25 protein-coding genes are annotated in these 22,825 nt (G+C 63.4%); 6 read left to right on the forward strand and 19 right to left on the reverse strand.

Features of this window, described 5'->3' with window-relative positions:
* Positions 1-41: 41 nt before the first annotated feature.
* The 4 genes from ACSSVH_RS18045 (at position 42) to ACSSVH_RS18060 (ending at position 4,311) form a co-directional block, all read left to right on the forward strand.
* Positions 42-917 (forward strand): urea transporter, encoded by an 876-nt coding sequence (locus tag ACSSVH_RS18045; protein ID WP_169956443.1) that lies wholly within the window; start codon positions 42-44, stop codon positions 915-917.
* Between the two features lie 31 nt (positions 918-948).
* Positions 949-1,773 (forward strand): ion transporter, encoded by an 825-nt coding sequence (locus ACSSVH_RS18050; protein WP_169956441.1) that lies wholly within the window; start codon positions 949-951, stop codon positions 1,771-1,773.
* 93 nt (positions 1,774-1,866) lie between these two features.
* Entirely contained in the window at positions 1,867-2,871 is a 1,005-nt protein-coding gene (locus tag ACSSVH_RS18055; RefSeq protein WP_169956439.1) for a sulfate ABC transporter substrate-binding protein, read from the forward strand.
* 243 nt (positions 2,872-3,114) lie between these two features.
* Positions 3,115-4,311 (forward strand): MFS transporter, encoded by a 1,197-nt coding sequence (locus tag ACSSVH_RS18060; RefSeq protein WP_492633572.1) that lies wholly within the window; start codon positions 3,115-3,117, stop codon positions 4,309-4,311.
* Between the two features lie 42 nt (positions 4,312-4,353).
* On the opposite strand, the gene ACSSVH_RS18065 is transcribed toward ACSSVH_RS18060, so the two are convergent.
* The 14 genes from ACSSVH_RS18065 to phnC all read right to left on the reverse strand — a co-directional run bounded on the left by ACSSVH_RS18065 (position 4,354) and on the right by phnC (position 16,619).
* Positions 4,354-5,718: a M10 family metallopeptidase C-terminal domain-containing protein gene (locus ACSSVH_RS18065; protein ID WP_492633573.1), complete on the reverse strand. Its 1,365-nt coding sequence runs from the start codon at positions 5,716-5,718 to the stop codon at positions 4,354-4,356.
* Between the two features lie 440 nt (positions 5,719-6,158).
* Positions 6,159-6,908, reverse strand: a complete 750-nt coding sequence (gene phnP, locus ACSSVH_RS18070) for a phosphonate metabolism protein PhnP (protein ID WP_492633574.1) — start codon at positions 6,906-6,908, stop codon at positions 6,159-6,161.
* Positions 6,899-7,465 (reverse strand): phosphonate metabolism protein/1,5-bisphosphokinase (PRPP-forming) PhnN, encoded by a 567-nt coding sequence (phnN, locus tag ACSSVH_RS18075; protein WP_169956431.1) that lies wholly within the window; start codon positions 7,463-7,465, stop codon positions 6,899-6,901. Before phnN ends, phnP begins: the two co-directional genes overlap by 10 nt.
* Entirely contained in the window at positions 7,465-8,610 is a 1,146-nt protein-coding gene (locus ACSSVH_RS18080) for an alpha-D-ribose 1-methylphosphonate 5-triphosphate diphosphatase (RefSeq protein WP_170056970.1), read from the reverse strand. Before ACSSVH_RS18080 ends, phnN begins: the two co-directional genes overlap by 1 nt.
* Positions 8,600-9,322: a phosphonate C-P lyase system protein PhnL gene (phnL, locus tag ACSSVH_RS18085; protein ID WP_432754465.1), complete on the reverse strand. Its 723-nt coding sequence runs from the start codon at positions 9,320-9,322 to the stop codon at positions 8,600-8,602. The genes ACSSVH_RS18080 and phnL overlap by 11 nt, the downstream gene beginning before the upstream one ends.
* Positions 9,319-10,128 carry a phosphonate C-P lyase system protein PhnK gene (gene phnK, locus ACSSVH_RS18090; protein ID WP_169956506.1) on the reverse strand — a complete coding sequence of 270 codons (810 nt, stop codon included), beginning with the start codon at positions 10,126-10,128 and terminating at the stop codon, positions 9,319-9,321. The genes phnL and phnK overlap by 4 nt, the downstream gene beginning before the upstream one ends.
* Positions 10,089-10,931: an alpha-D-ribose 1-methylphosphonate 5-phosphate C-P-lyase PhnJ gene (locus ACSSVH_RS18095; protein ID WP_492633575.1), complete on the reverse strand. Its 843-nt coding sequence runs from the start codon at positions 10,929-10,931 to the stop codon at positions 10,089-10,091. The genes phnK and ACSSVH_RS18095 overlap by 40 nt, the downstream gene beginning before the upstream one ends.
* Positions 10,924-12,000 (reverse strand): carbon-phosphorus lyase complex subunit, encoded by a 1,077-nt coding sequence (locus tag ACSSVH_RS18100; protein ID WP_170042628.1) that lies wholly within the window; start codon positions 11,998-12,000, stop codon positions 10,924-10,926. Before ACSSVH_RS18100 ends, ACSSVH_RS18095 begins: the two co-directional genes overlap by 8 nt.
* The gene (phnH, locus tag ACSSVH_RS18105; protein WP_172312833.1) at positions 12,000-12,590 is read right to left on the reverse strand and encodes a phosphonate C-P lyase system protein PhnH; all 591 of its coding nucleotides are present in this window, start codon (positions 12,588-12,590) and stop codon (positions 12,000-12,002) included. Before phnH ends, ACSSVH_RS18100 begins: the two co-directional genes overlap by 1 nt.
* Positions 12,590-13,027: a phosphonate C-P lyase system protein PhnG gene (gene phnG / locus ACSSVH_RS18110; protein ID WP_169956419.1), complete on the reverse strand. Its 438-nt coding sequence runs from the start codon at positions 13,025-13,027 to the stop codon at positions 12,590-12,592. Before phnG ends, phnH begins: the two co-directional genes overlap by 1 nt.
* A gap of 11 nt (positions 13,028-13,038) precedes the next feature.
* Positions 13,039-13,743 carry a phosphonate metabolism transcriptional regulator PhnF gene (gene phnF / locus ACSSVH_RS18115; protein ID WP_169956417.1) on the reverse strand — a complete coding sequence of 235 codons (705 nt, stop codon included), beginning with the start codon at positions 13,741-13,743 and terminating at the stop codon, positions 13,039-13,041.
* A 36-nt stretch (positions 13,744-13,779) separates the two neighbouring features.
* A complete protein-coding gene (phnE, locus tag ACSSVH_RS18120; RefSeq protein ID WP_032859104.1) occupies positions 13,780-14,562 on the reverse strand; it encodes a phosphonate ABC transporter, permease protein PhnE in 783 nt (260 codons plus the stop codon).
* 189 nt (positions 14,563-14,751) lie between these two features.
* The gene (gene phnD, locus ACSSVH_RS18125; protein ID WP_492633576.1) at positions 14,752-15,753 is read right to left on the reverse strand and encodes a phosphonate ABC transporter substrate-binding protein; all 1,002 of its coding nucleotides are present in this window, start codon (positions 15,751-15,753) and stop codon (positions 14,752-14,754) included.
* A 32-nt stretch (positions 15,754-15,785) separates the two neighbouring features.
* Positions 15,786-16,619, reverse strand: coding sequence for a phosphonate ABC transporter ATP-binding protein (gene phnC / locus ACSSVH_RS18130; protein WP_170056965.1), 834 nt, complete (start codon positions 16,617-16,619; stop codon positions 15,786-15,788).
* A gap of 456 nt (positions 16,620-17,075) precedes the next feature.
* Here phnC and ACSSVH_RS18135 point away from each other — a divergent pair, with 456 nt between their 5' ends.
* Positions 17,076-17,201 carry a hypothetical protein gene (locus ACSSVH_RS18135; RefSeq protein ID WP_262381071.1) on the forward strand — a complete coding sequence of 42 codons (126 nt, stop codon included), beginning with the start codon at positions 17,076-17,078 and terminating at the stop codon, positions 17,199-17,201.
* Positions 17,198-17,365 carry a DUF6124 family protein gene (locus ACSSVH_RS18140; RefSeq protein ID WP_492633577.1) on the forward strand — a complete coding sequence of 56 codons (168 nt, stop codon included), beginning with the start codon at positions 17,198-17,200 and terminating at the stop codon, positions 17,363-17,365. The genes ACSSVH_RS18135 and ACSSVH_RS18140 overlap by 4 nt, the downstream gene beginning before the upstream one ends.
* Positions 17,366-18,232: 867 nt before the next feature.
* Here ACSSVH_RS18140 and ACSSVH_RS18145 read toward each other — a convergent pair.
* From ACSSVH_RS18145 to ACSSVH_RS18165, 5 genes are read right to left on the reverse strand one after another with little or no spacing between them, the layout of a single operon-like run.
* Positions 18,233-18,628 (reverse strand): hypothetical protein, encoded by a 396-nt coding sequence (locus ACSSVH_RS18145; RefSeq protein ID WP_115127676.1) that lies wholly within the window; start codon positions 18,626-18,628, stop codon positions 18,233-18,235.
* Between the two features lie 16 nt (positions 18,629-18,644).
* Positions 18,645-19,838, reverse strand: a complete 1,194-nt coding sequence (ccmI, locus tag ACSSVH_RS18150) for a c-type cytochrome biogenesis protein CcmI (protein WP_170042624.1) — start codon at positions 19,836-19,838, stop codon at positions 18,645-18,647.
* Positions 19,831-20,304 carry a cytochrome c-type biogenesis protein gene (locus ACSSVH_RS18155; RefSeq protein WP_169955964.1) on the reverse strand — a complete coding sequence of 158 codons (474 nt, stop codon included), beginning with the start codon at positions 20,302-20,304 and terminating at the stop codon, positions 19,831-19,833. The genes ccmI and ACSSVH_RS18155 overlap by 8 nt, the downstream gene beginning before the upstream one ends.
* Positions 20,301-20,837, reverse strand: a complete 537-nt coding sequence (locus tag ACSSVH_RS18160) for a DsbE family thiol:disulfide interchange protein (protein ID WP_169955962.1) — start codon at positions 20,835-20,837, stop codon at positions 20,301-20,303. Before ACSSVH_RS18160 ends, ACSSVH_RS18155 begins: the two co-directional genes overlap by 4 nt.
* Positions 20,834-22,822, reverse strand: coding sequence for a heme lyase CcmF/NrfE family subunit (locus ACSSVH_RS18165; RefSeq protein ID WP_169955961.1), 1,989 nt, complete (start codon positions 22,820-22,822; stop codon positions 20,834-20,836). Before ACSSVH_RS18165 ends, ACSSVH_RS18160 begins: the two co-directional genes overlap by 4 nt.
* Positions 22,823-22,825: the final 3 nt, after the last annotated feature.

Here is a 22,825-nt window from a genome sequence, read left to right on the forward strand (position 1 = left end):
GCTCGCGATGGGGGCAACTCGGTCTTACTGACTTACCCACCATGCCCAACCCAACCTGCCCCGACTGGGCCGAAGCCCTGCTCAACGGCTTCAGCCAGATCTTCCTGCAACGCCACCCGCTGTGTGGCCTGCTCTGCCTGCTGGCGATCCTCGCCTGCGCCCCGGCCCTGCTCGGCGGTGCGCTGCTGGGCGGGGTCGCCGGCCTGCTCACGGCCCAGCGCCGCGACTATCCCAAGGCCGAGCGCCAGGCCGGGCTCTATAGCTATAACGGTGTGTTACTGGGGCTGCTGATCGGCCAGCACTTTGCCTGGTCAGCATTGCTGCCGCCGCTGATCCTGGCGTGCGGCGGCCTGAGTGCGATCCTGACCCGGCAATGGGTCAAGCGCATGGCCCATGGCGATGACCTGCCCGCCTATACGGTGCCCTTCGTCGGGTTAGGCTGGCTGCTGCTCGGCACGGTCTCACCGGCCACCCTGCCCCTCATTGCCGCCACTCCCCTGGACTGGCTGAGCGCGCCACTGGTCGGGCTGGGCCAGGTCGTGCTGCTGGATCGACCGCTGGCCGGCCTGCTGATAGCCCTTGGCCTGCTGTTGGCCAGTCCTCGCGCGGCGCTGTGGGCGATGCTCGGGGCCGGCAGCGGCGTGGTGCTCGGCCTGCTGCTCGACGACCCCGCCGGCGCCCTGCTCGGCCTGCACAGCTATAACCCGGCACTTGCCGCCCTGGCCCTCAGCCACTACCGGCGCCAACCCTGGCTGCCGTTGCTCGGCATCCTCCTGGCCAGCCTGCTTGCCCCGGGTTTTGCCGGCCTGCACCTGGCGCCGCTGACTGCACCGTTTATCCTCGCCTGCTGGTTGGTGCGCGCGACGTTGCGCCTGCGGCACAGGGTCAACGTGGACAGCCCGTTCGAATCCCCCTAGGCTTCGCAGACCTACGATTCAGGCGGACTTCATGGACAGCAACAACGACTGGCGCCAGCGGCTCTACGTCATGGTATTTCAGAGCGACACGGTGGCCGGGCGGCGTTTTGACGGCATCTTGCTGCTGATCATCCTCGCCAGCCTGGTGATCGTGATGCTCGACAGCATCGACCAGATCCACCAGAACTACGCCGATGTGCTGGCCTATATCGAGTGGGGCTTCACGCTGATTTTCCTCATCGAGTACGGCCTGCGCCTGTATTGCTCGCCCAAACCGTTGCGGTATGCCTTCAGTTTCTACGGGCTGGTGGACTTGCTGGCCATCGTCCCCGGCATCCTGGCCCTGTACTACAGCGACGCCCAGTACCTGCTGATTATCCGCATCATCCGCATGTTGCGGATCTTTCGGGTGCTCAAGCTCGGCCCCTACCTCAAGCAGGCCAACTACCTGATGTCGGCGCTGCGCGGCAGCAAGCAGAAGATCGTGGTGTTCCTGGTCAGCGTCTGCACCCTGGTAACGGTGTTCGGCACCCTGATGTACGTGATCGAAGGCCCGGAGCACGGCTTTACCAGCATCCCCAAGGGCATCTACTGGGCTATCGTGACCCTGACCACCGTGGGGTTTGGCGACATCGTGCCCAAGACCCCGCTGGGCCAGGTGATCTCCTCGCTGGTGATGATCACCGGCTACTCGATCATCGCCGTGCCCACCGGGATCTTTACCGCCGAACTGGCCAACGCCATGCGCGGCGAGCAACTGCAACACGACTGCCCTGTGTGCCAGAAAAGCAGCCACGAACCCAATGCGGCCTTCTGTTCACGCTGTGGCAACGGGCTCTATAAAAAAGTGGAATAAGCAAAGTTCTTTTTAATCTTTAAGCGTCTATGCCGCCCCGGCTATAGTCGTGGGCTATAAGCCACTACCTTCTCGAACAACAAGGAATGAGCAGTGAAAAAACTTGTTAGCGCTTCGCTCCTGGCCGCAGGCCTCGCACTGTCTGTCGGCGCCCAGGCCGCCTCGACCACCCTGCTCAACGTCTCCTATGACGTGATGCGTGACTTCTACAAGGACTACAACGCGGCGTTCCAGAAGCACTGGCAAGCCGAACACCCGAACGACAAGCTGACCTTGCAGATGTCCTTCGGCGGTTCCAGCAAACAGGCGCGCTCGGTCATCGACGGCCTGCCGGCTGACGTGATCACCATGAACATGGCCACCGACATCAATGCCCTGGCGGACAACGGCAAACTGGTGCCCGACAACTGGGTCACCCGCCTGCCGAACAACAGCGCACCGTTCACGTCCGCCACCGTGTTTATCGTGCGCAAGGGCAACCCCAAGGCCCTCAAAGACTGGCCGGACTTGCTCAAAGATGGCGTGCAGGTGATCGTGCCCAACCCCAAGACCTCCGGCAACGGGCGCTACACCTACCTGTCGGCCTGGGGCTATGTGCTCAAGAACGGCGGCGATGAAAACAAGGCCAAGGACTTTGTCGGCAAGCTGTTCAAGCAAGCTCCGGTGCTCGATACCGGTGGCCGTGCCGCGACCACTACCTTCATGACCAACCAGATCGGCGACGTGCTGGTGACCTTTGAAAACGAAGCGGAAATGATTGCCCGTGAATTCGGCCGCGACCAGTTCGAAGTGATCTACCCAAGCGTCTCTGCCGAAGCCGAGCCGCCGGTGTCGGTGGTCGACAAAGTGGTCGATAAAAAGGGCACCCGTGCAGTGGCCGATGACTACCTGAAATACCTGTGGTCGGCCGAAGGCCAGGAAATTGCAGCCAACAACTACCTGCGTCCACGGGACCCGAAGGTGCTGGCCAAGTACACCGATCGCTTCCCGAAAGTCGACTTCCTGTCGGTGGAGAAGACCTTTGGTGACTGGCGCACCGTGCAGAAGACCCACTTCAATGATGGTGGAGTCTTCGACCAGATCTACAACGGCCAGTAACTGACCGGACACGCTCAACAATGTGGGAGCGGGCTTGCTCGCGACAGCGGTGTATCAGCCAGGTATTTCTAACCTGATACGCCGCCATCGCGGCGATGCGGCGATCCGACAAGCCCGCTCCCACATTGGGTTGTGCGCAAGACATTAATGCCAGGCATGTCTGAAATCATCAGTAACACTTACCTCGTCCCTCGCCTACCCTTTACCCTTCGCATCCTCCTTCCCCGTTTTAACGAGAACACCATGACCGCTACTCCGCCCGCGACCGCCACCATGACCCGTGGCATGGTGCTGCTGTTCGCGTTCTGCTGCGGCGCTATCGTCGCCAATATCTACTACGCCCAACCGATCATTGAACTGATTGCCCCGGACATCGGCCTGACGCCGGCCATGGCCAGCCTGATCGTGTCCCTGACCCAGATCGGCTACGCCCTGGGCCTTTTTTTCCTGGTGCCGCTGGGCGACCTGTTGGAAAACCGCCGGCTGATGATCATCACCACCGTGGTCGCCATCGCCAGCCTGCTGGGCGCGGGCTTTGCCGAGCAGCCGAACCTGTTCCTGCTGGTGTCGTTGCTGATCGGCTTCAGCTCCGTGTCGGTGCAGATTCTGATTCCCCTGGCCGCGCACCTGGCGCCCGCCGAATCCCGTGGCCGGGTGGTGGGCAGCATCATGGGCGGCCTGTTGCTGGGCATCCTGCTGGCACGGCCGGTGTCCAGCCTGGTGGCTGACCACTTCGGCTGGCGCGCGATGTTCATGGCGGCGGCGGCAATGATGGTCCTGATCAGCGTGGTACTGCTGTTGACCGTGCCCAAGCGCCAGCCGGATCACAGCGCCAGCTATGCCCAGTTGCTGCGTTCGTTGGGCACCTTGCTGCGCGAACAACCGTTGCTTCGTCAACGGGCGTTCTACCAGGGTTGCCTGTTTGCGGCCTTCAGCCTGTTCTGGACCGCCGTGCCCCTGGAGCTGTCGCGTAACCATGGGCTGAGCCAAAGCGAAATTGCCCTGTTTGCCCTGGTCGGTGCCCTCGGCGCCATTGCCGCCCCTATCAGCGGGCGCCTGGCCGATGCTGGCCATACCCACCGCGCCTCGCTGCTGGCGATGCTGTTTGCCGCGCTGAGTTTTCTGCCGGCGTTTATCCACCCGATCTACAGCGTGATTGGCCTGGCGGTGACCGGCGTGGTCCTGGACTTCTGCGTGCAGATGAACATGGTCCTTGGCCAGCGCAGCATCTACGCCCTCGACGCCCATAGCCGCAGCCGCCTGAACGCGCTGTACATGACCAGCATTTTCATCGGCGGCGCCTTCGGTTCAGCGATTGCCAGCAGCGTGTATGAGCACGGCGGCTGGCTTGGGGTGATCGTGGTGGGCAGCCTGTTCCCGCTGGTGGCGCTGTTGCGGTTCTTGAGTGTGTCTCGGGCGGCATCGGCGGTGAGCGCCTGACGTTCGACACGACGCCAGTACGCTCGGGCCCCGGCCTGGGGTTCACCGGTGGCTCTTCTCCAGCATGCGCAAGAGCGACTGGAACAGGGTGAGGGTTTGCTGGAGAAAACTCGCTACTGTCGCAAGGAGCGAAGCGCTGGTTTCTGGCTCAGGTACGGGGGCCGGCGTAGGCGTAGGTCGCGGCGACGGAGTGGGCGCCTGCCCTCCCGTCACGATATCGGCCTGTGCGATTTTGCCGGTGGTGATCACCAGCAGATCAGGTTTGCCATTGCCGTTCATATCAATCGCCAGGCTGCCACGCCCGGTACTCTCCTGGTAGCTGAGCACCGCATTGCCGGGCTGCCCGGTGAATTGACTGGAGAACGTGAGGCCCTTGATACCGGCTTCTCTCAGGGCCCCGGACACATCGATCTTGTCGGTACCACTGGTAAAATCCGCGATCCGATCAGGGTTGCGCGGCGTGGAGTCACTGGCCTTGTCGTAAACGAAAGTGTCAGCGCCCTCCCCCCCGCGCAGCCTGTCTGCCCCGGCGCCGCCCTTGAGGCGATTGTCCGCATCATTGCCCGTCAGCACATCATTGCCAGAACCGCCGACGGCATTTTCCAGGGTCACGCCCTTGGCGATGGAGACGTTACCGCGCAGGCCGCCGACGTCCGAGAATGATTCTGCATTGAGGTCGATCTTCTGGTTCTGCCCATACCCGGAAAAATCCAGGGTGTCGTTGCCGCCCCCGTCCCACACACAAAACAGCGCCGCCTCGCGTGCATTCTTGAGGCTCAGGACGTCACGCCCGGTATTGGAGTTGAAGCCGTAGGTTGTGTCTGTACTACGGGTTTTGTGGTTGGCCCCATACATTTTCTGAATCGCCGCGATGTCATGCATCATCGGTGCCGAGGGCATCAGCCCCCGGAAATCATGACCGGCGTGCTTGGTCTCGGCCCAGTAACTCATGACCGTGCCGGCCCGGGTGTCCTGCGCGAACGTCGCATCCCTTTCGTACGTCCCCCCGCCGTTGTACTCCCCGGGGTGGGCCAGCCCCAGGCAATGGCCGATCTCATGCACCATAGTGGTGTTGAAATAACTCCCTTCCTGAGGTGCATGTGCCGCCCGGCGTGTCCCGATCATGGCGCGCGCGCCGGAGTTATGCCGATCAGGACCCCATGCCACGCCACTTTCCATGCGATTGGAACCAGTGACTTGAATCGATCCATCTGCCTTGCGCGCATTTTCATGAAAGCTGATATCGGCTACGTCCTGCCAAGCCTCCATGGCCCGGCGGGCACAGCCTTTCTGTGGTTCGGTGAACCCGCGAAGATTGAAAGAAACCTGGGTCTTGCCGTCCCGGTCTCGATCGTAAAAGCGCATGCCACTGCGCGTCAGGTGCCTTGCGACCTGATCGGTGTTCAAGGAGCGTTTTCCACGGCCGTAAAACTGCGCCTTGGACGGCGGGTCCGTTTCTGCTGGATGGTGAGCTGGGTGAGTACCTGCGTGGCCTATCTGACACATGGCGATCTCCGAAACGATTAGTGGCTGGAGTAACAGCGCCCAACATCAGTGAAAACTGCCTGGACCACCGTCATCTGCGGCTAATCTTTCATGCAGGAAACCTGCCTTGCCACCTGGGTTTTAAGTCTGATTGAAACGTTTTGGCCTGCTGTGGGATTTGCTCACAAAACACATGGACTCTTACACTCCAGCCCCGTGAATCGACCTCGAAAAAACCCGTTCAAGTGGCTGACGGCGATTAAAAAAATGCCAGCAAAAGCCGAATGCCCTACGGGGCATGTTCTCCATCCCGAGAAATATCCGCTCGCCATTTTCAGCGTAACCCCAAGGTCCCCCTTGAGCTAGAGCACCCGCCCATCCCAACCCACCGTCACATGCGGCGGCAGTTCACTGCGATGCTGCAACAGCCAGGCATCCAGGGTGTGCCCGACGTGGGTCAGCACGCCAAGCTCGGCGCCGCACGCGTCGATGCATTGCAGGGCCAATGTCAGGTCATTGTGATTGCGCGGCGCCTGGGGTTGCGGTGGCATCGAGCAGTCGATGACCAGCACGTCCAGGGGCTCGCGCCGCAGCCAGTCGACGGTCGCCGGGGGCAGCCCCGTGGTGTCGGTCAGGTAGGCCAGGCGCCGCCCCTGCCCTTGCAGCAGGTAGCCGAAGGTCGGCTTGGAATGTTGCAGGGGCATCGCGGTGACCGCCAGTTCGCCAAATTGCCGGGTCTCGAACTCGGCAAAGGGCTGGCTGAAATCGAGGATGCCGGGGTGTTTGTAGAGGTCCGACAGGCCCTCGGGGTCTGCCGGGCCATGCACCGGGATGATCAGGCCCTGGCCCCAGCGCAGATGCAGCAGGCCCTGGGCATGATCGGCGTGGTAGTGGGTCTGCAAAATGCCGTTGAAACTGCGGGGCGGGAAACGCTCGGTCAGGTCCGTCAGGCCGCTGTCGATCAACCAACGCTGGTCGCCGCATTCGATCAGCGCGCTGCACTCGCGGCGGCGCAAACGCTCATCGCTGCGCGCCAGGACGCAGGCCGCGCATTCGCAGCCATACACCGGGACTTGGCGGGCGTCGCCGGTGCCCAGCAGGGTCAGGCGCATGCCGAGTGCCCCTCGTCCAGACACTCGAGCAACCGGGCGACGGTGTGCGCCAACGGCCCGGAGTTATCCAGCAGCAATACCCCGGGCGCGGCCTGCAGGCTGTCGCGAAACTGCGCATTGCGTGCCAGGCGCGCGTCGATTTCTGCCACCGACTCACGCCCCCGCGCCAGCAAGCGTTGGCGCAATACCGCCTGGTCCACGGTCAGCAAGACCACCAACAACGTCGGATAACGCGCGCGGGTTTGCGCCAGATGGCCACGGGAGCCATTGACCAGCACATCGTCGCCAGCCGCCAGCCAGTCGTCGATCTGCCGTGGAATGCCATAAGACAAGCCATTGGCATGCCAACTGAGGGCAAAGCCGCCCTCGGTCTGCAGCGCGGCGAATTGCTCGGGGCTCACACCCTGGGCGGCCTCGCCCACCGCTTCGGCCGAACGGGTGATGACCCGTCGCACAATGCGGCAACCGCGCTCGGCCAATGGCCCGCGCGCGGCATCCAACAGGCTGTCCTTGCCCGAACCCGATGGCCCGATGAGATAGATCAACCTGCCCGCCATCAAAACACCCTCTTGGCTTGTCGCCAGACTTGTTGGACTACCGGCAGCCCGCCCTGGGCCCTGGCTTGCACCAGGTCCGCGCGCAGGCCCAGGGCAATTTCCCCGCGATCCCTGAGGCCCGCCGCGTGCGCAGGGGCCAGGCTGATCATTTGGATCGCCTGGGGCAGATCGCAGTCATTGTCCTGGGCCGCCAGGGCAAAGGCCGCTGGCAACAGGCTAGCCGGGTAGTAGTCACTGGAAAGTATATCCAGCAATCCTTCCGCGGCCAGGCCGGCGGCGGCCACATTACCCGAGTGGGACCCGCCACGCACCACGTTCGGCGCGCCCATCAGCACTTTCATGCCCAATTGCCGGCATCCGCGCGCCGCTTCCAGGGTGGTGGGGAACTCGGCGATGTTCATGCCGTAGCGCGCCGACTCCTCGACATGGGCCAGGGTCGCGTCGTCATGGCTGGCCACCGACAAGCCACGCGCCAGGCAATGCTCGACGATGGCTGAGCGGTAGCGGTCGCTGTAGGTCTTGGAGTTGGCCATTTGCAGCACCACGAACGCATCCATGGTTGCCTCGTCCAGGTGGTACTTGCCCATGTAGTACTCGCGGTACTTGGACTGCAGCACAAACTGGCGCTGGCCCGGCGAGTGGTCCATCACCGACACCAATTGCACCAGCGGGTTTTCCACCAGATCGCGGAACACGCTCAAGGTGTCCGGGTGGCACAACTCGCAACGCAAGTGCAGGCGGTGTTCGGCGCGGGTCAGGCCGGCCTCTTGCGCCGAGGCAATGGCATTGAGCATCGCCGGCAGTTTCTGCATGCGATTGCCCTTGGGGTTCACGTCGCCGATGGACACCGCATCAAACACCGTGGTGATACCGGCCGCGATGATCTGCGCGTCATGGCTGAGCACCGCCGAGGTCGACGGCCAGTCCACGCCGGGCCGCGGGGTCATGTGTTTTTCCAGGTTGTCGGTGTGCAACTCCACCAACCCCGGCAGCAGGAAATCACCGCCCAGGTCCTGGGCCTGGGGCAACTGGCTGCGGCCTTCGGCGAGGTCGACGATCACCCCGTCACGCAGCACCAGGCTGCCGAGAAATACACGATCAGCGGTAACCAACTGGGCATTACTGAGGATCTGTTCAGCGGGCATCGGCGTAGTCCTCATCGGTGATTACAGCGGGCGTCATGTCCAAATGGCGGTCGGCCACTGCCTCACGGGCGGCACGGTCATGGAAGATGCCGATCAGTGCGGCACCGCCGGCCTTGGCTTCGTTGATCAGTTCCAGGACAACCTGGCGGTTGCGCTCATCCAGGGAGGCTGTCGGTTCGTCCAGCAACATCACCGGCCAAGCCACCATGAAGCCACGCGCGATATTGACCCGCTGCTGCTCGCCCCCGGAGAACGTGCCCGGCGCCAGTTGCCAGAGGCGCCGGGGGATATTCAGGCGCGCCAGCAAATGCTCGGCACGGGCCTGGGCGTCAGCCTTCGTCCAGCCACGGGCCAGCGCGGGCTCCATCACCACATCCAGGCAGGCAACCCGGGGGATCACCCGCAAAAACTGGCTGACATAGCCCAGGGTCTGCTGGCGTACCTGGAGAATGTCCCGGGGTGCGGCGCCCACCAGTTCCAGCCATTGCCCGGCATGGCGCACGCGGATGCTGCCTCCGGCCGGCAGGTAGTTGCCATACAAGGTGCGCAGCAAGGTGCTTTTACCGGCACCGGACTGGCCGTGCAGCACCAGGCATTCACCGCCCTGCACGCTGAACGCCACCCCGCGCAGTACGTTGAGCACCACGCCGTTCTGCTGGTGCAAGGTGAAGGTTTTCGAGAGGTCGCGGACCTCGATCAAGGCATTTGTCATGGCTGCAATACCGAGGACACCAGCAGTTGAGAGTAAGGGTGCTGTGGATCGTCGAGGATCTGGTCCGTAAGCCCGGTTTCTACCACCCGCGAGCGGCGCATCACGATCAGGCGATCGGCCAGCAGGCGCGCCACCGCCAGGTCGTGGGTGACGATCACCACCGCCAGGTCCAGCTCGCGCACCAGGCCGCGCAGCAGGTCGAGCAGGCGCGCCTGCACCGACACATCGAGCCCACCGGTGGGCTCGTCCATAAACACCAGGCGCGGGCTGGAAACGAGGTTGCGCGCGATTTGCAGGCGCTGCTGCATGCCGCCAGAGAAAGTGCGCGGCAGGTCGTCGATGCGCTGCGGGTCGATCTCCACCTGGCCCAGCCAATCCAGGCCGGCGCCGCGCAGTTGCTGATAGTTGCGCACGCCCTGGGCCATCAGGCGCTCGCCAATGTTGGCGCCGGCCGACACGCCCATGCGCAGGCCGTCGCGGGGGTTCTGTTCAACAAAACCCCATTCGGTGCGCAACAAGGTGCGGCGCTCGGCTTCGCTGGCACTGTAGAGGTCCAGCCATTCGCCGTCCTTGCTGCGATAGCCGACGCTGCCGGCCTGGGGCGGCAAGCGCCCGCTCAACAGCGAGAGCAAGGTGGATTTACCCGAACCGGACTCGCCGACAATCCCCAGCACTTCGCCGGGGTACAGATCAAAACTCACCTCCTGGCAGCCCTTCTGCGGGCCATACAGCAGGGACAGGTCGCGCACTTGCAATAACGGCTGGCTCACTGGTTGTTCTCCTTGACCCGTTGGGCGCAGTACCAGGTGTCGGAACACACAAAACTCTGGGTCCCGGCGTCATCGAGAATCAGCTCGTCGAGGAACGATTCATGGCTGCCACAGATGGCGCAGTGGTATTCCCATTTCTGCACCTCAAAGGGGTGGTCCTCGAAGTCCAGGCTGTTGACCTGGGTGTACGGCGGCACCGCGTACAGGCGCTTTTCGCGGCCGGCACCGAACAGCATCAGCGCCGGGCTCATGTCGAGTTTCGGGTTGTCGAATTTGGGGATCGGCGAGGGGTCCATCACATAGCGCTCGTCGACCATCACCGGGTAGGCATAGGCGGTGGCGATGTGGCCGAAGGTGGCGATGTCTTCGTAGAGTTTTACGTGCATCACCCCGTAATCGTTGAGGGCGTGCATGGTGCGGGTCTCGGTTTCCGAAGGCTCGATAAAGCGCAGCGGCTCGGGGATCGGCACCTGGTAGACCATGATCTGCCCGGCCTGCAGCGGGGTTTCCGGGATGCGGTGGCGGGTCTGGATCACCGTGGCGTCGGGGGTGGCTTCGGTGGTGGCGATGCCGGCAGTGCGCGCAAAAAAGCGTCGGATGGACACGGCGTTGGTGGTGTCGTCGGCGCCCTGGTCGATGACCTTGAGCACGTCGTCGGCGCCGAGGATCGCCGCTGTCAATTGCATGCCGCCGGTGCCCCAGCCGTAGGGCAACGGCATCTCGCGCCCGCCAAAGGGCACCTGGTAGCCAGGAATCGCCACGGCCTTGAGCAAGGCGCGACGGATCATGCGTTTGGTCTGTTCGTCGAGGTAGGCGAAGTTGTAGGCGGCGTCATTCATGGCGGGTGCCCTCGGCCGGTTGGCGCAGTTTGCGGATCAGTTCCAGTTCGGCCTGGAAGTCCACGTAGTGCGGCAGTTTTAGGTGCGAGACAAAACCGGCGGCCTCGACGTTGTCGCAATGGGCCAGCACGAACTCTTCGCGCTGGGCTGGCGAGACGATCTCTTCGCTGTACTCCTCGGCACGCAGCGAGCGGTCCACCAGGGCCATGCCCATGGCCTTGCGCTCGGCATGCCCGAACGCCAGGCCATAGCCCCGGGTGAACTGCGCCAACTCGGTGGCTGAGCCGACGAACTGGTTGACCATTTCGCACTCGGTGACTTCGATGCTGCCCAGGCAAATGGCAAAGCCCAGCTCTTCGGGATCGATCCATACCTCTACTTCACCGATACGAATCTCCCCGGCAAACGGGTGATTGCGCCCGTAGCCACGCTGGGTCGAATAGCCCAGCGCCAACAAAAACCCTTCATCGCCACGGGCCAGGGCTTGCAGGCGTTCGGCACGGCTGGCGGGGAACTCCAGCGGGTCGCGGGTGATGTCAGCGACACGGGCGTGGTCGTCGGCTTCGTGCTTGATCAGGCCTTCCTTGGCCAGCAACCCCAGCACCCGTGGACACGGTTCGAGTTGCGCATCCGCCGTGGTCTGCGGGCCTGGATACTCACCCTCGGCCAGCAGTGCGAAATCCAGCAGGCGATGGGTGTAGTCGAAGGTCGGGCCGAGCAACTGGCCGCCGGGCACGTCCTTGAAGGTCGCCGACAACCGCCGGCTCAACGACATCTGCGCGGTGTCGATCGGCAGGCTCGGGCTGAAACGCGGCAACGTGGTGCGGTAGGCGCGCAGCAGGAAGATCGCTTCTACCAGGTCCCCCGCCGCCTGCTTGATTGCCAGCGCGGCCAGCTCTTCGTCGTACAGCGAGCCTTCACTCATCACCCGCGCCACGGCCAGGGGCAGTTGCTGGCGGATCTGCTCGACGCGCAGCTCCGGCACGGCCGGGTCGCCCCGGCGTTTTTTCGCCAGCAGGCGGTGGGCATTGTCGATGGCCTGTTCGCCACCCTTGACGGCTACGTACATCAGGCGTGCTCCTGTGTGATGCGGCTGCTGCGCGGCAGGCCGAGCAGGTGATGGCCGGCGCTGAACAACACGTCCAGGCCACGGGGGAAGGCTTCACGGCGCTGGCGCTCCAGCCAGAACACCGGCGGCACCGGCACCTGCACCCGGCGCTGGGCCTGGATGCCCGGGCCGCGCCAGAGCAAGGCGCGCCCGGCGTCCAGGGCGGTAAGCTGGACCAGCAAGGTGCAGGACTGGTCCGGGTAGCGATCATTGCCGTGGTCGAAGCCGCTCAGGTCGAGCAGGTCCGGCTCGCCGAGCAAGGCAAACGCAGCCTCCTCCCGGCGCGCGACCAACGGGCAGCCGCAGTGGAAGGCCAGGTTGGCGCGGATCAGCGGCGTGTCGAAGCCAGGTGCCAGCCACAGCGGCGTGTCGACATCCAGCAGCGCCAGGCACAAGGCATAGGTGGCGGGCGCCAGGCCATCGAGGTGCGGGGCTGCCGGCAAGTGCTGGAGCAAACCCGGCTCGGCCAAGGCCTTGAGCGCGGCGCGAAAACTGCGCTGGGCATCCAGTACCGGGTCGACAAACGCCGGTTGCAATAATTGAGCGTGCATCAGTTTTCTCCTCGCACCAGGGTGAAGAACTCGACCTTGGTGGCCGCGGTGTCGGCTTCTTTTTGTGCGCGGCGCCGGGCCTGGGCCTGGGCCAGGGCGCTGATCAAATCCGTGAGCCAAGGGCTCGGCTGCGCGTTTTGCAGATGGGCATCGGCCAGGGCCGCCAGTTCGGCGTGGACCTTGTCGCGCCCCGCCAGGTAGCTGTAGCCGGTGCGGCCATCGGCCAGGCGCACCACACAGCGGGTCACCGTCATTTCGCCGACGTTGAACGGCGCGCCATTGCCGCCCATGCGCCCGCGCACCAGGGTCATGCCGATTTCCGGGGCGCGGATCAGTTGGTACTCGGCGTCCTTCAATGCCGCTTCGTGGGGTTGCAGTTCATTGAGCTGGGCGCGGGCAAGTACGCCAATCCAATGCTGACGCGGGGACAGATTCATCGGGGTCTCCATCAAGTCACCACCTGGTACTGGAAGCGATCCGAACGGCTGGTGGACTGCGCCAGCTCCACCGGGCGGCCATCGCGATCGCGGGAAAGGGTGAATACGGTCAAGGCCGGCAAGTGCCGGGGCATCATCAGCAGCGCGGCTTCATCACGGTTGGGCAGGCGCGCACCGATCAGGCTCAGGGTGCGGGTCAGCGGCAGGTCGCGCTCGCGCAGGTACTGGCGCAGGGAGCCGCCGTTGTAGTGCGCCAGCAACGGCGCGTGGCTGGCGCAGTAGCGATGGCGGATCAGGCTGACGGGCTGCTGGTCGAGCTTGCGCAGGGTTTGCAGCTCGATCATCGGTGCCATTTCGGCGATGCCCAGGTGCTGCGCTTCTTCGCGGCTGGCGTAGCAGTAGCGGCGCTTGAGCAGCAGCGCCTGCACGCCATGCCCCAGGGCCGACAGCGATTGGCTGTAGGCGGTGTCGGCGCCCATCGGGTAGATCAGCGGCCGGTCCAGCACCTGGGTGCCTTTGCCCTGCTGGCGCAGCAGGCTGCCTTCGAACACCAGTTCATCAATGGCGCGGCGCAGGGTGTGGCGGTTGACGCCAAAGCGTTCGGCCAACTGCACCTCGCCCGGCAGGAACTCCCCGGCCTGGTAGCCGCTGAGTTCGCGGCGCAGGATATCGGCGAGTTCGCGGTACACCGGCTCATCTTGTCTAGACAACTGCATGCTTTAAAAAAAGCGCCCGCAGGCACCCCTCCAAGGTCAGATAAACCGCTTGCGCAGGCGCTGGGACAGCACGTCGATCAGGCTTACCACCACGATGATCACCAGCAGCACCGCGCAGGTCTGCACGAACTGGAAGGCGCGGATGTTCTCCCACAAGATCACGCCGATGCCGCCCGCGCCGACCATGCCCACCACCGTCGCCGAGCGCACATTGGCCTCGAAGCGGTACAGCGCGTAGCTCACCCACAGCGGCATGACTTGCGGGATCACGCCGTAGATCACCTCTTGCAAGGCGCTGGCACCGGTGGCGCGCACCCCTTCCACCGGGCCTGGGTCGATGGCCTCGACGGCTTCGGCAAACAGCTTGGCGAGTACCCCGGTGGTGCTGATCCACAGGGCCAACACACCGGCAAACGGACCAAGCCCGACCGCCACCACGAACAACATGGCAAACACCATTTCGTTGATCGAACGGAAGGCATCCATCACCCGGCGTAGGGGTTGGTGAATCCACCAGGGGGTGATGTTGTCGGCGCAGAGGATGCCCAGGGGCACCGAGCAGACAATCGCCAGCACCGTGCCCCAGAGGGCGATTTGCACGGTGACGATCATTTCCTTGAGGTAGGAGCGCCATTCGTGGAAGTCCGGCGGGAAGAAGTCGGCGGCGAAGGTCGCCATGTTTCCCGAGTCGCGGTACAGCGCCAGCGGGTTCATTTCTGCGCCTTTCCAGGCCCAGGCCAGCAGCACCAGGAACAGGCCCCAGCCGAGGTATTGCGGCCAGGTTCTTTTACCCACGGCTTCAGCGTGCAAGGTCGTCATGGATCACTCTCGATAATTATTGGAGCTGGGCCTATGTGTGTGTGGGTGGGAGCGGGCTTGCTCGCGAAAGCGGTGTGTCATTCAACACATCCAGCGACTGACTCACCGCTTTCGCGAGCAAGCCCGCTCCCACACAAGCCTGTTCACACATAGGCTCAGTTCACACATAGGCTCCGGTCCCACAGGGGGTTAACCGTTGGCGGCGGGTTTCTTGTCCAGCTCGCTCAGGCGCTGTTGCAGCGTGGCCAGGTCGGCGTCGATCTGCGCCAGCTTCTTGGCCTTATCTGCCTCGGCCAGCTTGCTGTCGGCACTGATGGTGGTGCGTTGCTTGAACAGTTCCAGCTGGCGGATCGGCAGCAACTGGTCGTCAGTGGACGCGAGGAACTTGCCCAACTGCATGTTCTTGAGCACCGCCCTCTCTTCATCGGTGTCGCCGTAGCTGAAGATGAAATCGCGGATCTTGCTCTTCTCGCTGTCAGTCAGGGCCTTGCTCCACACCAGCGGGTCGGCGGGGATCAGCGGCGACTTCCAGATCACCTTGAGTTGGGCGGCCTTGTCCGGCTGGGTCACTTCCAGGCGGTCCCAGCTTTCGGTGTTGAAGGTGGCCACGTCCAACTGCCCCTTGGCCACGCTCAGTGCGTTGACTTCATGGCTGGAATTGAGCGTGCGCTTGAAGGCGGTGGCGGCATCCACATTGTTCTTGGCGAACACGTAGTAGCCCGGCACCAGGTAGCCCGAGGTGGAGTTCGGGTCGCCATTGCCGAAGGTCAGGTTCTTGGCGTTCTTGAGCATATCTTCGACGGAGTTGAGCGGGCTGTCCTTGCGTACGATCAGCAGGCTCCAGTAGCCGGCGGCGCCGTTGGCGGCGGCGGTCTGGGCGAAGATCTCGCCGTTGGAGCGGTCAACCGCCTCCATCGCTGCCTTGTTGCCGAGCCAGGCCACATCGACCTTGTTAAAGCGCATGCCCTGGATCAGGCCGGCGTAGTCGGAGGCGAAGGTGGCGTTGATGGTCAGGCCGGTCTTCTTGTGCATGTCATCGAGAAACGGCTGCCAGATGCTCTTGAGGTTCTGCGAAGACTCGGTGGACATGATGCCGAAGTTGATGGCCTTGTCGGCGGCCTGGGCATTGCCCATGGCGACGCTGGCCAACAACACGGCAGACAGGAAAACATGACCGATACGGTTCAACATGCAGGCGACTCCTAGGGATCGTGAGTGGGGGTTCAAGCGCGGGCCAGGGCCAGGCGCTGGGGCAGTTCGGAACGGCGCGGCGGTTCGCAAAACATCAGGCTGGTGTCGACGTCGGCACCGTACAGGTCGTTGAGAAACTGGCTGCTCATCTCGCGGCCCTGCCCATCGAAATGAATGCGCCCGCCCTTGAGCGCCACGGCGCGCGGGCAATAACGCATGGCGTAATCGACTTGATGCAGGGTCACCACCACGGTCTTGCCGTCGCGGCGGTTGATATCGGCGAGGATCTCCATGACCTTGCGCGCCGACTCCGGATCCAGGGAGGCGATGGGTTCGTCGGCGAGGATCACTTCGGCACGCTGGGTCAACGCCCGGGCAATCGCCACCCGTTGTTGCTGGCCACCGGACAGGGTCGAGGCGCGCTGCTGGGCCAGGTCCGCCAGGCCGACGCGTGCCAGGGATTCCATGGCAAACTGCTTTTCCTCGGTATTGAACAACCCGAGGTTGCCGCGCCAGCGCGGGACCCGGCCCAGGCAACCGAGCAGCACGTTGTCGATCACACTCAGGCGATTGACCAGGTTGAACTGCTGGAAGATGTAGCCAATATCCGCGCGCAACCGCCGCACCTTGCCATTCAACCGCCCACTGGCCTGCACCTCCCGGCCCAGCACCTTGACGCTGCCGCCGTTGCCCTTGTCGCAACAGGCCAGCCCCGCGAGGTGGCGCAATAACGTGGACTTACCGGAGCCGGACGCACCGATCAGGGCGACCATCTCGCCGCTGGCGATGGTGAGTTCGAGGTCGACCAACGCGGTTTTCTTCGCAAAGGTCTTGTTCAGGCGATCGACATGGATAGCGGGATTCATGGGCTTCTCTGTCTGGTTTGAACAGCCTTGCGGGGCTGTGTTTGAGTTCAAACGACAGTAGGCGCGGGAGGTGTCAGGGCTATGACTTGCACATGACGGCAGGGGGGCGGTTTGATGAAGGTTTTATGAAAGGTTGGAACAGCCGAAGGACAATTCCCATGCATATGAGGATCGCTCCCATGCTCCGTGTGGGGATGATCAAAACAGGACTTTCCCTACGGCTCATCATTTAACAGGCACACATCATGTTGGGCGAGCTGTACGCAGGAGGGCCCAGCCCTGCCGGGTCTCCATTCCTCGGTCGTCGCCCTTTTTCACGCAGCTATATGGCGGCTGTGCGCGGGGCACCTTCGGGTGCGCCGGGGTCCTGGAGTCCGGTCTTCCACACCTGCGTACAGTCGCCACCCATCATGTGGAAGTGATTGTGGCGGCTCCTTTAACTCCAGGAGCAACCGTATGAAAAAAGTCACGCCTAGCCCGGCCTACTCCCTGAACGACAGCAAACTCCACGAAGCGGCACAACGTGCGTTCAAGCAATACGCACTGCATTCGCAGCCGGTCTCAGCACCGAAGAGGCGTTGAGCAACGCCTGTGAAATGCTCGAGTCGGCGGCGGTCAGTGCGTACGACGGCACCGAGCATCTTGAAGGCTCGAGCCGTAAGCAGGTGATGGCGGTGGTGCAATTGATCGAGATCGCGCAGTTGTTAGTCGAGGCAGCGTTGCACCGGGAATACCCGGCGGCCTGACGGCCAAGTAAATCCTTGTGGGGGCTGGCTTGCTTGCGATAGCCATAGGTATCTACACAACTCTCTTCTCGGTCTGTGTACATATCCATTGCTGCGGTTACGGCCACTTAGGGTTCCGCCCTTACGGCGGGTCACTTTGGAAAAGAGCCGGAGTGCCGGCCCAGCCCAAAGTAACCAAAGGGCTCTTGCCCCACCACTCGGCACCTCGCCTAGGCTCGGTGTGCCTAAGATCAAAATCACAAGCAAAGCGAGGCGGCCTGACAGCCGACCTGATCATCGAGGCGTGCGCGGACTCCTGTGGGAGCTGGCTTGCCTGCGATGGCGGTGTATCAGTCGATAAATGTATTGGCTGATACACCGCCATCGCAGGCAAGCCAGCTCCTACAGGGGAATGTAGCTTCGCGCTCTGGCTTTGCTGTTGCTCTGCTGTTGCACTGCTTTTGATCTGGCTTTTGATCTTAGGCGCCCCGTCAAACCACGCTGGCCGCAGGCAGGTATTGCGCAGTGGGCACCCCGGCATGGATGCCGGGGTAGCCGCGACACGGCCAGGGATGGCCGATCGCGGCGGGCCCACGGAGCAATGCCTGACTGCGGGCATGCCGAGCCTAGGCGAGGCACCGAGTGGTGGGGCAAGAGCCCTTTGGTTACTTTGGGCTGGGCCGGCACTCCGGCTCTTTTCCAAAGTGACCCGCCGTAAGGGCGGAACCAATAGCCGCCGTAACCGCAGCAACGGATATGTACACATACCCAATAACCAAAAAAAGCGAGTTGTGTAGATACCTATGCGGCGACCCGACAAGCCAGCTCCCACATTTTGATTGAATTTCAAGTCATAAAAAAAGGCGACCGTTTGAAGGTCGCCTTAGATCATTTTGCGTACTGCTTGCTCAACCCAGGCGGTACACCCTGCACATTTGTCTCTTCCCAGGGCCCATTCGGGCTGATGGAGCGGCTCCAGCCGTTGCTCCAGCGGTAATAGGTGCGCTGGCGGTAGAAGGTGTCCGGTTGTTCGTCCAGCACGTACACCTGCATCTTGCCGTCCCAGTGGCTGGCAGCGCCGGGGGGTGGGGCGAAGGTCGGGGACTTGCTCGGCAAGGGCTTGGCGGGGGCGGTGACCGGGCCGGAAGGTTTGGTTACCGGCTGGGTCGAGGGGCCCGACGGTGGAATGGTCGGGCCCGTAGGGGCAGGAGGTGGCCGATGAACCGCGCAAGCGCTCAAGCCCAATACCAGGCTGAGCAGGGTGATACGAGCGATGGCGGTCATGGGGATTTCCTCGAAATTATTTATCCGGACTGTCGATGGTCAACTGCTGGGTCGCGGTGGTGCTGCTGGCCAGGGGTTGACTGCGGCCGATCCACTCGCCGGCAGTCGGTTGACCGGCCCGTGAGATGCGCGCAACCAGTTGGACTTCGGGAAAGTTGGACAGTTTCAACTGCGGCATCATCGCATCGGCATCGCCCAGTTCGACGGTCACCGGCAGGTCGGCCACGGTCACGCGCTTTGCGGCCAGTGGCGCCGGCGGACCGGAAACGGCGCGGGCGAAGATGAATACGCTGTCAGTCGGCAGGGCGCGGGCTTTGACGTCGGCCGCCAGGTCCACGCGCACTTTCATCACGGCGGTCTTGGCCGTTGGCGCGACGGCAGCGCCGCCCTCTTTCAACTTCTCGGCCGCACGGTCGATGCCGCCTTGCAGTGCTGCGCGGGAGTTGTCTTTCTCCGGCAACAAGGCCAACAGACGATTCCAGTAGTCGATGGCTTCCTGGTAACGCTGCCCTTCAAAGGCGGCGATGCCCAGCAGGCCGAGGCTGGTGACTTCTTTCGGATCGAGCTTCAGCGCTTCGTCGGTCAAGGCCTGAAGCTGCGGCGACCATTGTTTGTTGTTGGCAAAGTACTGCGCCTGGGCCCACTGCCCGAGCAATTCCGGCTGGCGGCCAGCCAGGGCCACGGCGCGCTCGAAGACCTTGGCCGCATCCGCCGAGCGGTCCTGGGCCATGTAGGCGCGCCCCAGGAAGTACAGGCCCTCGGCCGAATCCGGTTGCGCTGCCGCCGCCCGCTCCAGGCGCTGGGTCATGTCGGCAAGGGACACCGGCGGCTGGGCGAATTCGCGGGTCAGTTCAACCTTGTCGATGGCCCCGTAATGCAGGTACAGCCCCAGGCCCAACACCGGCACCAGCACCGCGGCCAGCAACGGCAGCGGCTTGCCCAGGCGCGATTCGCGGGGCTTTTCCACGCCTTCGGTATCGGCCAGCAATTCACGGGCGGCTTCGGCGCGGCCGGTATCGAGCTGCGCGGCGTTGAGCACGCCTTCGCTTTGTTGGGTTTGCAGTTCGGCGACACGTTCCTGATACAGCGCGACGTTCAGCGCGGTGCGGTCTTCTTCACGCTGGGCGCGACGTACGCGCAGCACCGGGATCAGCAGGAAACTCAAGGCAACCAGGAGCAGCAGGCCAGCTGCGAGCCAGAAATCAATCATCAGTTTTTTTGTCCAGCAGTTGGTCGAGGCGTTGGCGCTCTTGGGCAGATAGCGCATCAGAACCATCGGTAGGCGCCGCACGGCGACGGCGGACGATCACGGCCATGACCACCAGGCCACCCAGCAACAGGGCAGCGGGGCCAAACCAGAGCAAGGCGGTCTTGCCGGTCAGCGCCGGCTTGTAGCGGACAAAATCACCGTAGCGATCGACCATGAAGTCGATGATCTGCTGGTTGTCCTTGCCCTCGCCCAGCATGCGGAAGATTTCCTTGCGCAGGTCGGCGGCAATCGGCGCGTTGGAATCGGCGATGTCCTGGTTCTGGCACTTGGGGCAGCGCAGCTCCTTGGTCAGCTCGCGAAAACGCTCGCGGTCGCCATCGCGGGCAAATTCATAGGTGTCGATGGCGGCATGGGCCACGCCCACCAGGCCCAGGGCCAGTACTGCGGCGGTCAACCAGCGCTTCATGGCTTGGCCTCATCCACCAGGGCCTGGTACTTGGCCGCCAGTTGTTCGCGCCAGACCACTTCGTCGATCACCCCGACGAACTTGTCGCGGATCACGCCCTTGGCGTCGATAAAGAAGGTTTCCGGGGCACCGTAGACGCCGAGGTTCAGGCCCAGGTTGCCGTCTTCATCACGCACGTCCAACTGGTACGGGTTGTGGAACTCCGCGAGCCACTTCAGGGCCGCCGCATTGTCGTCCTTGTAGTTGATGCCGTAGATCACCACGCCGTTCTCGGCCAGCTTGTTGAGCACCGGATGTTCCACGCGGCACGAGATGCACCAGGTGGCCCACACGTTGACCAGGGCCGGCTTGCCGATCAGGTCGGCCTGGGTCAGGGTTTTATCGCCCTGCACCGTAGGCAACGAGAACGCCGGGAACGGCTTGCCGATCATCGCCGACGGCAGCTCCGCCGGGTCCAGGTACAGGCCACGATACAAAAACACCGCGACCAGCAGAAACAGCGCCAGCGGCAATACCATCAACCAACGCTTCATACCGCTGCTCCCTGCATGCCGAGGGCTTCACGCACCCGGCTCTTGACCTTGACCCGGTAACGCCGGTCCATCGCTGCCAGCAACCCGCCAAAACCGGTCAGCAGGCCGCCGAACCAGATCCAGCGCACAAACGGCTTGACGTGGACCCGCACGGCCCAGGCGCCCTCGCCCAGGGGTTCGCCCAGGGCCACATACAGGTCACGGGTGAACCCGGCGTCGATCCCGGCTTCGGTCATCATCGAGCTTTGTACGGTGTACAAGCGTTTTTCCGGGTGCAGCACGGAAACCTGCTTGCCGTTGCGCAGCACACGCACGGTGCCTTTGTCGGAGGTGAAATTCGGCCCTTCGAAGTGCTTGGCGCCTTCAAAGACGAACTGGTAGCCGGCCAGGTCCATGGACTCGCCAGGGGCCAGGCGCAGGTCGCGCTCGGCGCTGTTCTGGCTGGACAACACCACGCCCAGGGCGCACACGGCGATGCCGATGTGCGCGATCTGCATGCCCCAGTAGCTGCGGGTCAGGGTCGGCAGGCCCTTGATCAGGCCCTTGTGCCGGGTCTTGTCGAAGATATCGCGCACACCGGCCAGCAACACCCAGGCCGCGAGCATGAAGGTGGCGAGCACTGCCCAGTTGAAGTCGCCGTAGGCAATCCCGGCAATCACCGACAAGGCGGCACTGCCCAGCAGCACTGGGATCAACATGCCCAGCAGCCATTTGACCGGGGTGTCTTTCCAGCGCACCAGCACGCCAATGGCCATCACCACCATCAACAGGCCCATCAGCGGGATGAACAATGCGTTGAAGTACGGCGGGCCGACCGACAGCTTGGCGCCGGTCAGGGCATCGAGTACCAGCGGGTACAGGGTACCCAGCAGGATCATCGAGGCAGCAACGATCAACACCAGGTTGTTGCCCAGCAGCAGGGTTTCCCGCGACCACAGGTTGAAGCCCACGTGGCTCTTGACCACCGGTGCGCGCAGGGCGAACAGAGTCAGCGAGCCGCCCACCACGCAGAGCAGGAAGATCAGGATAAACACGCCGCGCTCAGGGTCGGCAGCGAATGCGTGCACCGAGGTCAGCACGCCGGAACGCACGAGGAACGTGCCCAGCAGGCTCAGGGAGAAGGCGGCAATGGCCAGCAACACGGTCCAGCTCTTGAACACGCCGCGTTTTTCGGTGACGGCCAGGGAGTGGATCAGTGCCGTGCCCACCAGCCAGGGCATGAAGGAGGCGTTTTCCACCGGGTCCCAGAACCACCAGCCGCCCCAGCCGAGTTCGTAATAGGCCCACCACGAGCCCAGGGTGATGCCGATGCCGAGGAAGGCCCAGGCGACGATGGTCCAGGGCCGCGACCAGCGCGCCCAGGCCGCGTCGAGGCGCCCGCCGAGCAAGGCGGCGATGGCAAAGGCGAAGGCCACGGAGAAGCCCACATAGCCCATGTAGAGCATCGGCGGGTGGACGATCAGGCCGATATCCTGCAGCAACGGGTTGAGGTCGCGACCGTCCATGGGAATCTGCGGCAGGATCCGCTCGAACGGGTTGGACGTCATGATCAGGAACAGCAAAAAGCCGATGCTGATCATGCCCATCACCGCCAGCACCCGCGCCAGCATGACTTGGGGCAACTGCCGGGAGAACACCGACACGGCAAAGGTCCAGCCGCCAAGGATCAGCGCCCACAACAACAAGGAGCCTTCGTGGGCACCCCACACGGCGCTGAACTTGTAGTACCAGGGCAAGGCGCTGTTGGAGTTACTGGCCACATAGGCGACGGAAAAGTCGTCGGTCATGAAGGCATAGGTCAGGCAACCGAAGGCGAACGCCAGGAACGCGAACTGGCCCCAGGCGGCGGGTTGCGCCAGGCTCATCCACAGCCGGTCGCCGCGCCAGGCGCCCAGCAGCGGCACGATGGCCTGGACGATGGCAAAGCACAGGGCGAGGATCATCGCCAACTGGCCCAACTCGGGAATAAACAATGTAGAGGTCATCGC

The organism is Pseudomonas sp. HC1(2025), assembly GCF_058742075.1.

What these genes read in the sequence shown, in the direction of transcription:
- ACSSVH_RS18145 (WP_115127676.1), bottom strand. Translation starts at nt 18,628, where the DNA reads ATGACCGCCATCGCTCGTATCACCCTGCTCAGCCTGGTATTGGGCTTG.
- ACSSVH_RS18045 (WP_169956443.1), top strand. Translation starts at nt 42, where the DNA reads ATGCCCAACCCAACCTGCCCCGACTGGGCCGAAGCCCTGCTCAACGGC.
- ACSSVH_RS18060 (WP_492633572.1), top strand. Translation starts at nt 3,115, where the DNA reads ATGACCGCTACTCCGCCCGCGACCGCCACCATGACCCGTGGCATGGTG.
- ACSSVH_RS18100 (WP_170042628.1), bottom strand. Translation starts at nt 12,000, where the DNA reads ATGTACGTAGCCGTCAAGGGTGGCGAACAGGCCATCGACAATGCCCAC.
- ACSSVH_RS18095 (WP_492633575.1), bottom strand. Translation starts at nt 10,931, where the DNA reads ATGAATGACGCCGCCTACAACTTCGCCTACCTCGACGAACAGACCAAA.
- ACSSVH_RS18165 (WP_169955961.1), bottom strand. Translation starts at nt 22,822, where the DNA reads ATGACCTCTACATTGTTTATTCCCGAGTTGGGCCAGTTGGCGATGATC.
- phnL (WP_432754465.1), bottom strand. Translation starts at nt 9,322, where the DNA reads ATGACAAATGCCTTGATCGAGGTCCGCGACCTCTCGAAAACCTTCACC.
- ACSSVH_RS18160 (WP_169955962.1), bottom strand. Translation starts at nt 20,837, where the DNA reads ATGAAGCGTTGGTTGATGGTATTGCCGCTGGCGCTGTTTCTGCTGGTC.
- phnE (WP_032859104.1), bottom strand. Translation starts at nt 14,562, where the DNA reads ATGACGACCTTGCACGCTGAAGCCGTGGGTAAAAGAACCTGGCCGCAA.
- phnF (WP_169956417.1), bottom strand. Translation starts at nt 13,743, where the DNA reads ATGCAGTTGTCTAGACAAGATGAGCCGGTGTACCGCGAACTCGCCGAT.
- ACSSVH_RS18155 (WP_169955964.1), bottom strand. Translation starts at nt 20,304, where the DNA reads ATGAAGCGCTGGTTGACCGCCGCAGTACTGGCCCTGGGCCTGGTGGGC.
- phnH (WP_172312833.1), bottom strand. Translation starts at nt 12,590, where the DNA reads ATGCACGCTCAATTATTGCAACCGGCGTTTGTCGACCCGGTACTGGAT.
- phnD (WP_492633576.1), bottom strand. Translation starts at nt 15,753, where the DNA reads ATGTTGAACCGTATCGGTCATGTTTTCCTGTCTGCCGTGTTGTTGGCC.
- phnN (WP_169956431.1), bottom strand. Translation starts at nt 7,465, where the DNA reads ATGGCGGGCAGGTTGATCTATCTCATCGGGCCATCGGGTTCGGGCAAG.
- ccmI (WP_170042624.1), bottom strand. Translation starts at nt 19,838, where the DNA reads ATGATTGATTTCTGGCTCGCAGCTGGCCTGCTGCTCCTGGTTGCCTTG.
- ACSSVH_RS18135 (WP_262381071.1), top strand. Translation starts at nt 17,076, where the DNA reads ATGAAAAAAGTCACGCCTAGCCCGGCCTACTCCCTGAACGACAGCAAA.
- phnG (WP_169956419.1), bottom strand. Translation starts at nt 13,027, where the DNA reads ATGAATCTGTCCCCGCGTCAGCATTGGATTGGCGTACTTGCCCGCGCC.
- phnC (WP_170056965.1), bottom strand. Translation starts at nt 16,619, where the DNA reads ATGAATCCCGCTATCCATGTCGATCGCCTGAACAAGACCTTTGCGAAG.
- ACSSVH_RS18050 (WP_169956441.1), top strand. Translation starts at nt 949, where the DNA reads ATGGACAGCAACAACGACTGGCGCCAGCGGCTCTACGTCATGGTATTT.
- phnP (WP_492633574.1), bottom strand. Translation starts at nt 6,908, where the DNA reads ATGCGCCTGACCCTGCTGGGCACCGGCGACGCCCGCCAAGTCCCGGTG.
- ACSSVH_RS18080 (WP_170056970.1), bottom strand. Translation starts at nt 8,610, where the DNA reads ATGCCCGCTGAACAGATCCTCAGTAATGCCCAGTTGGTTACCGCTGAT.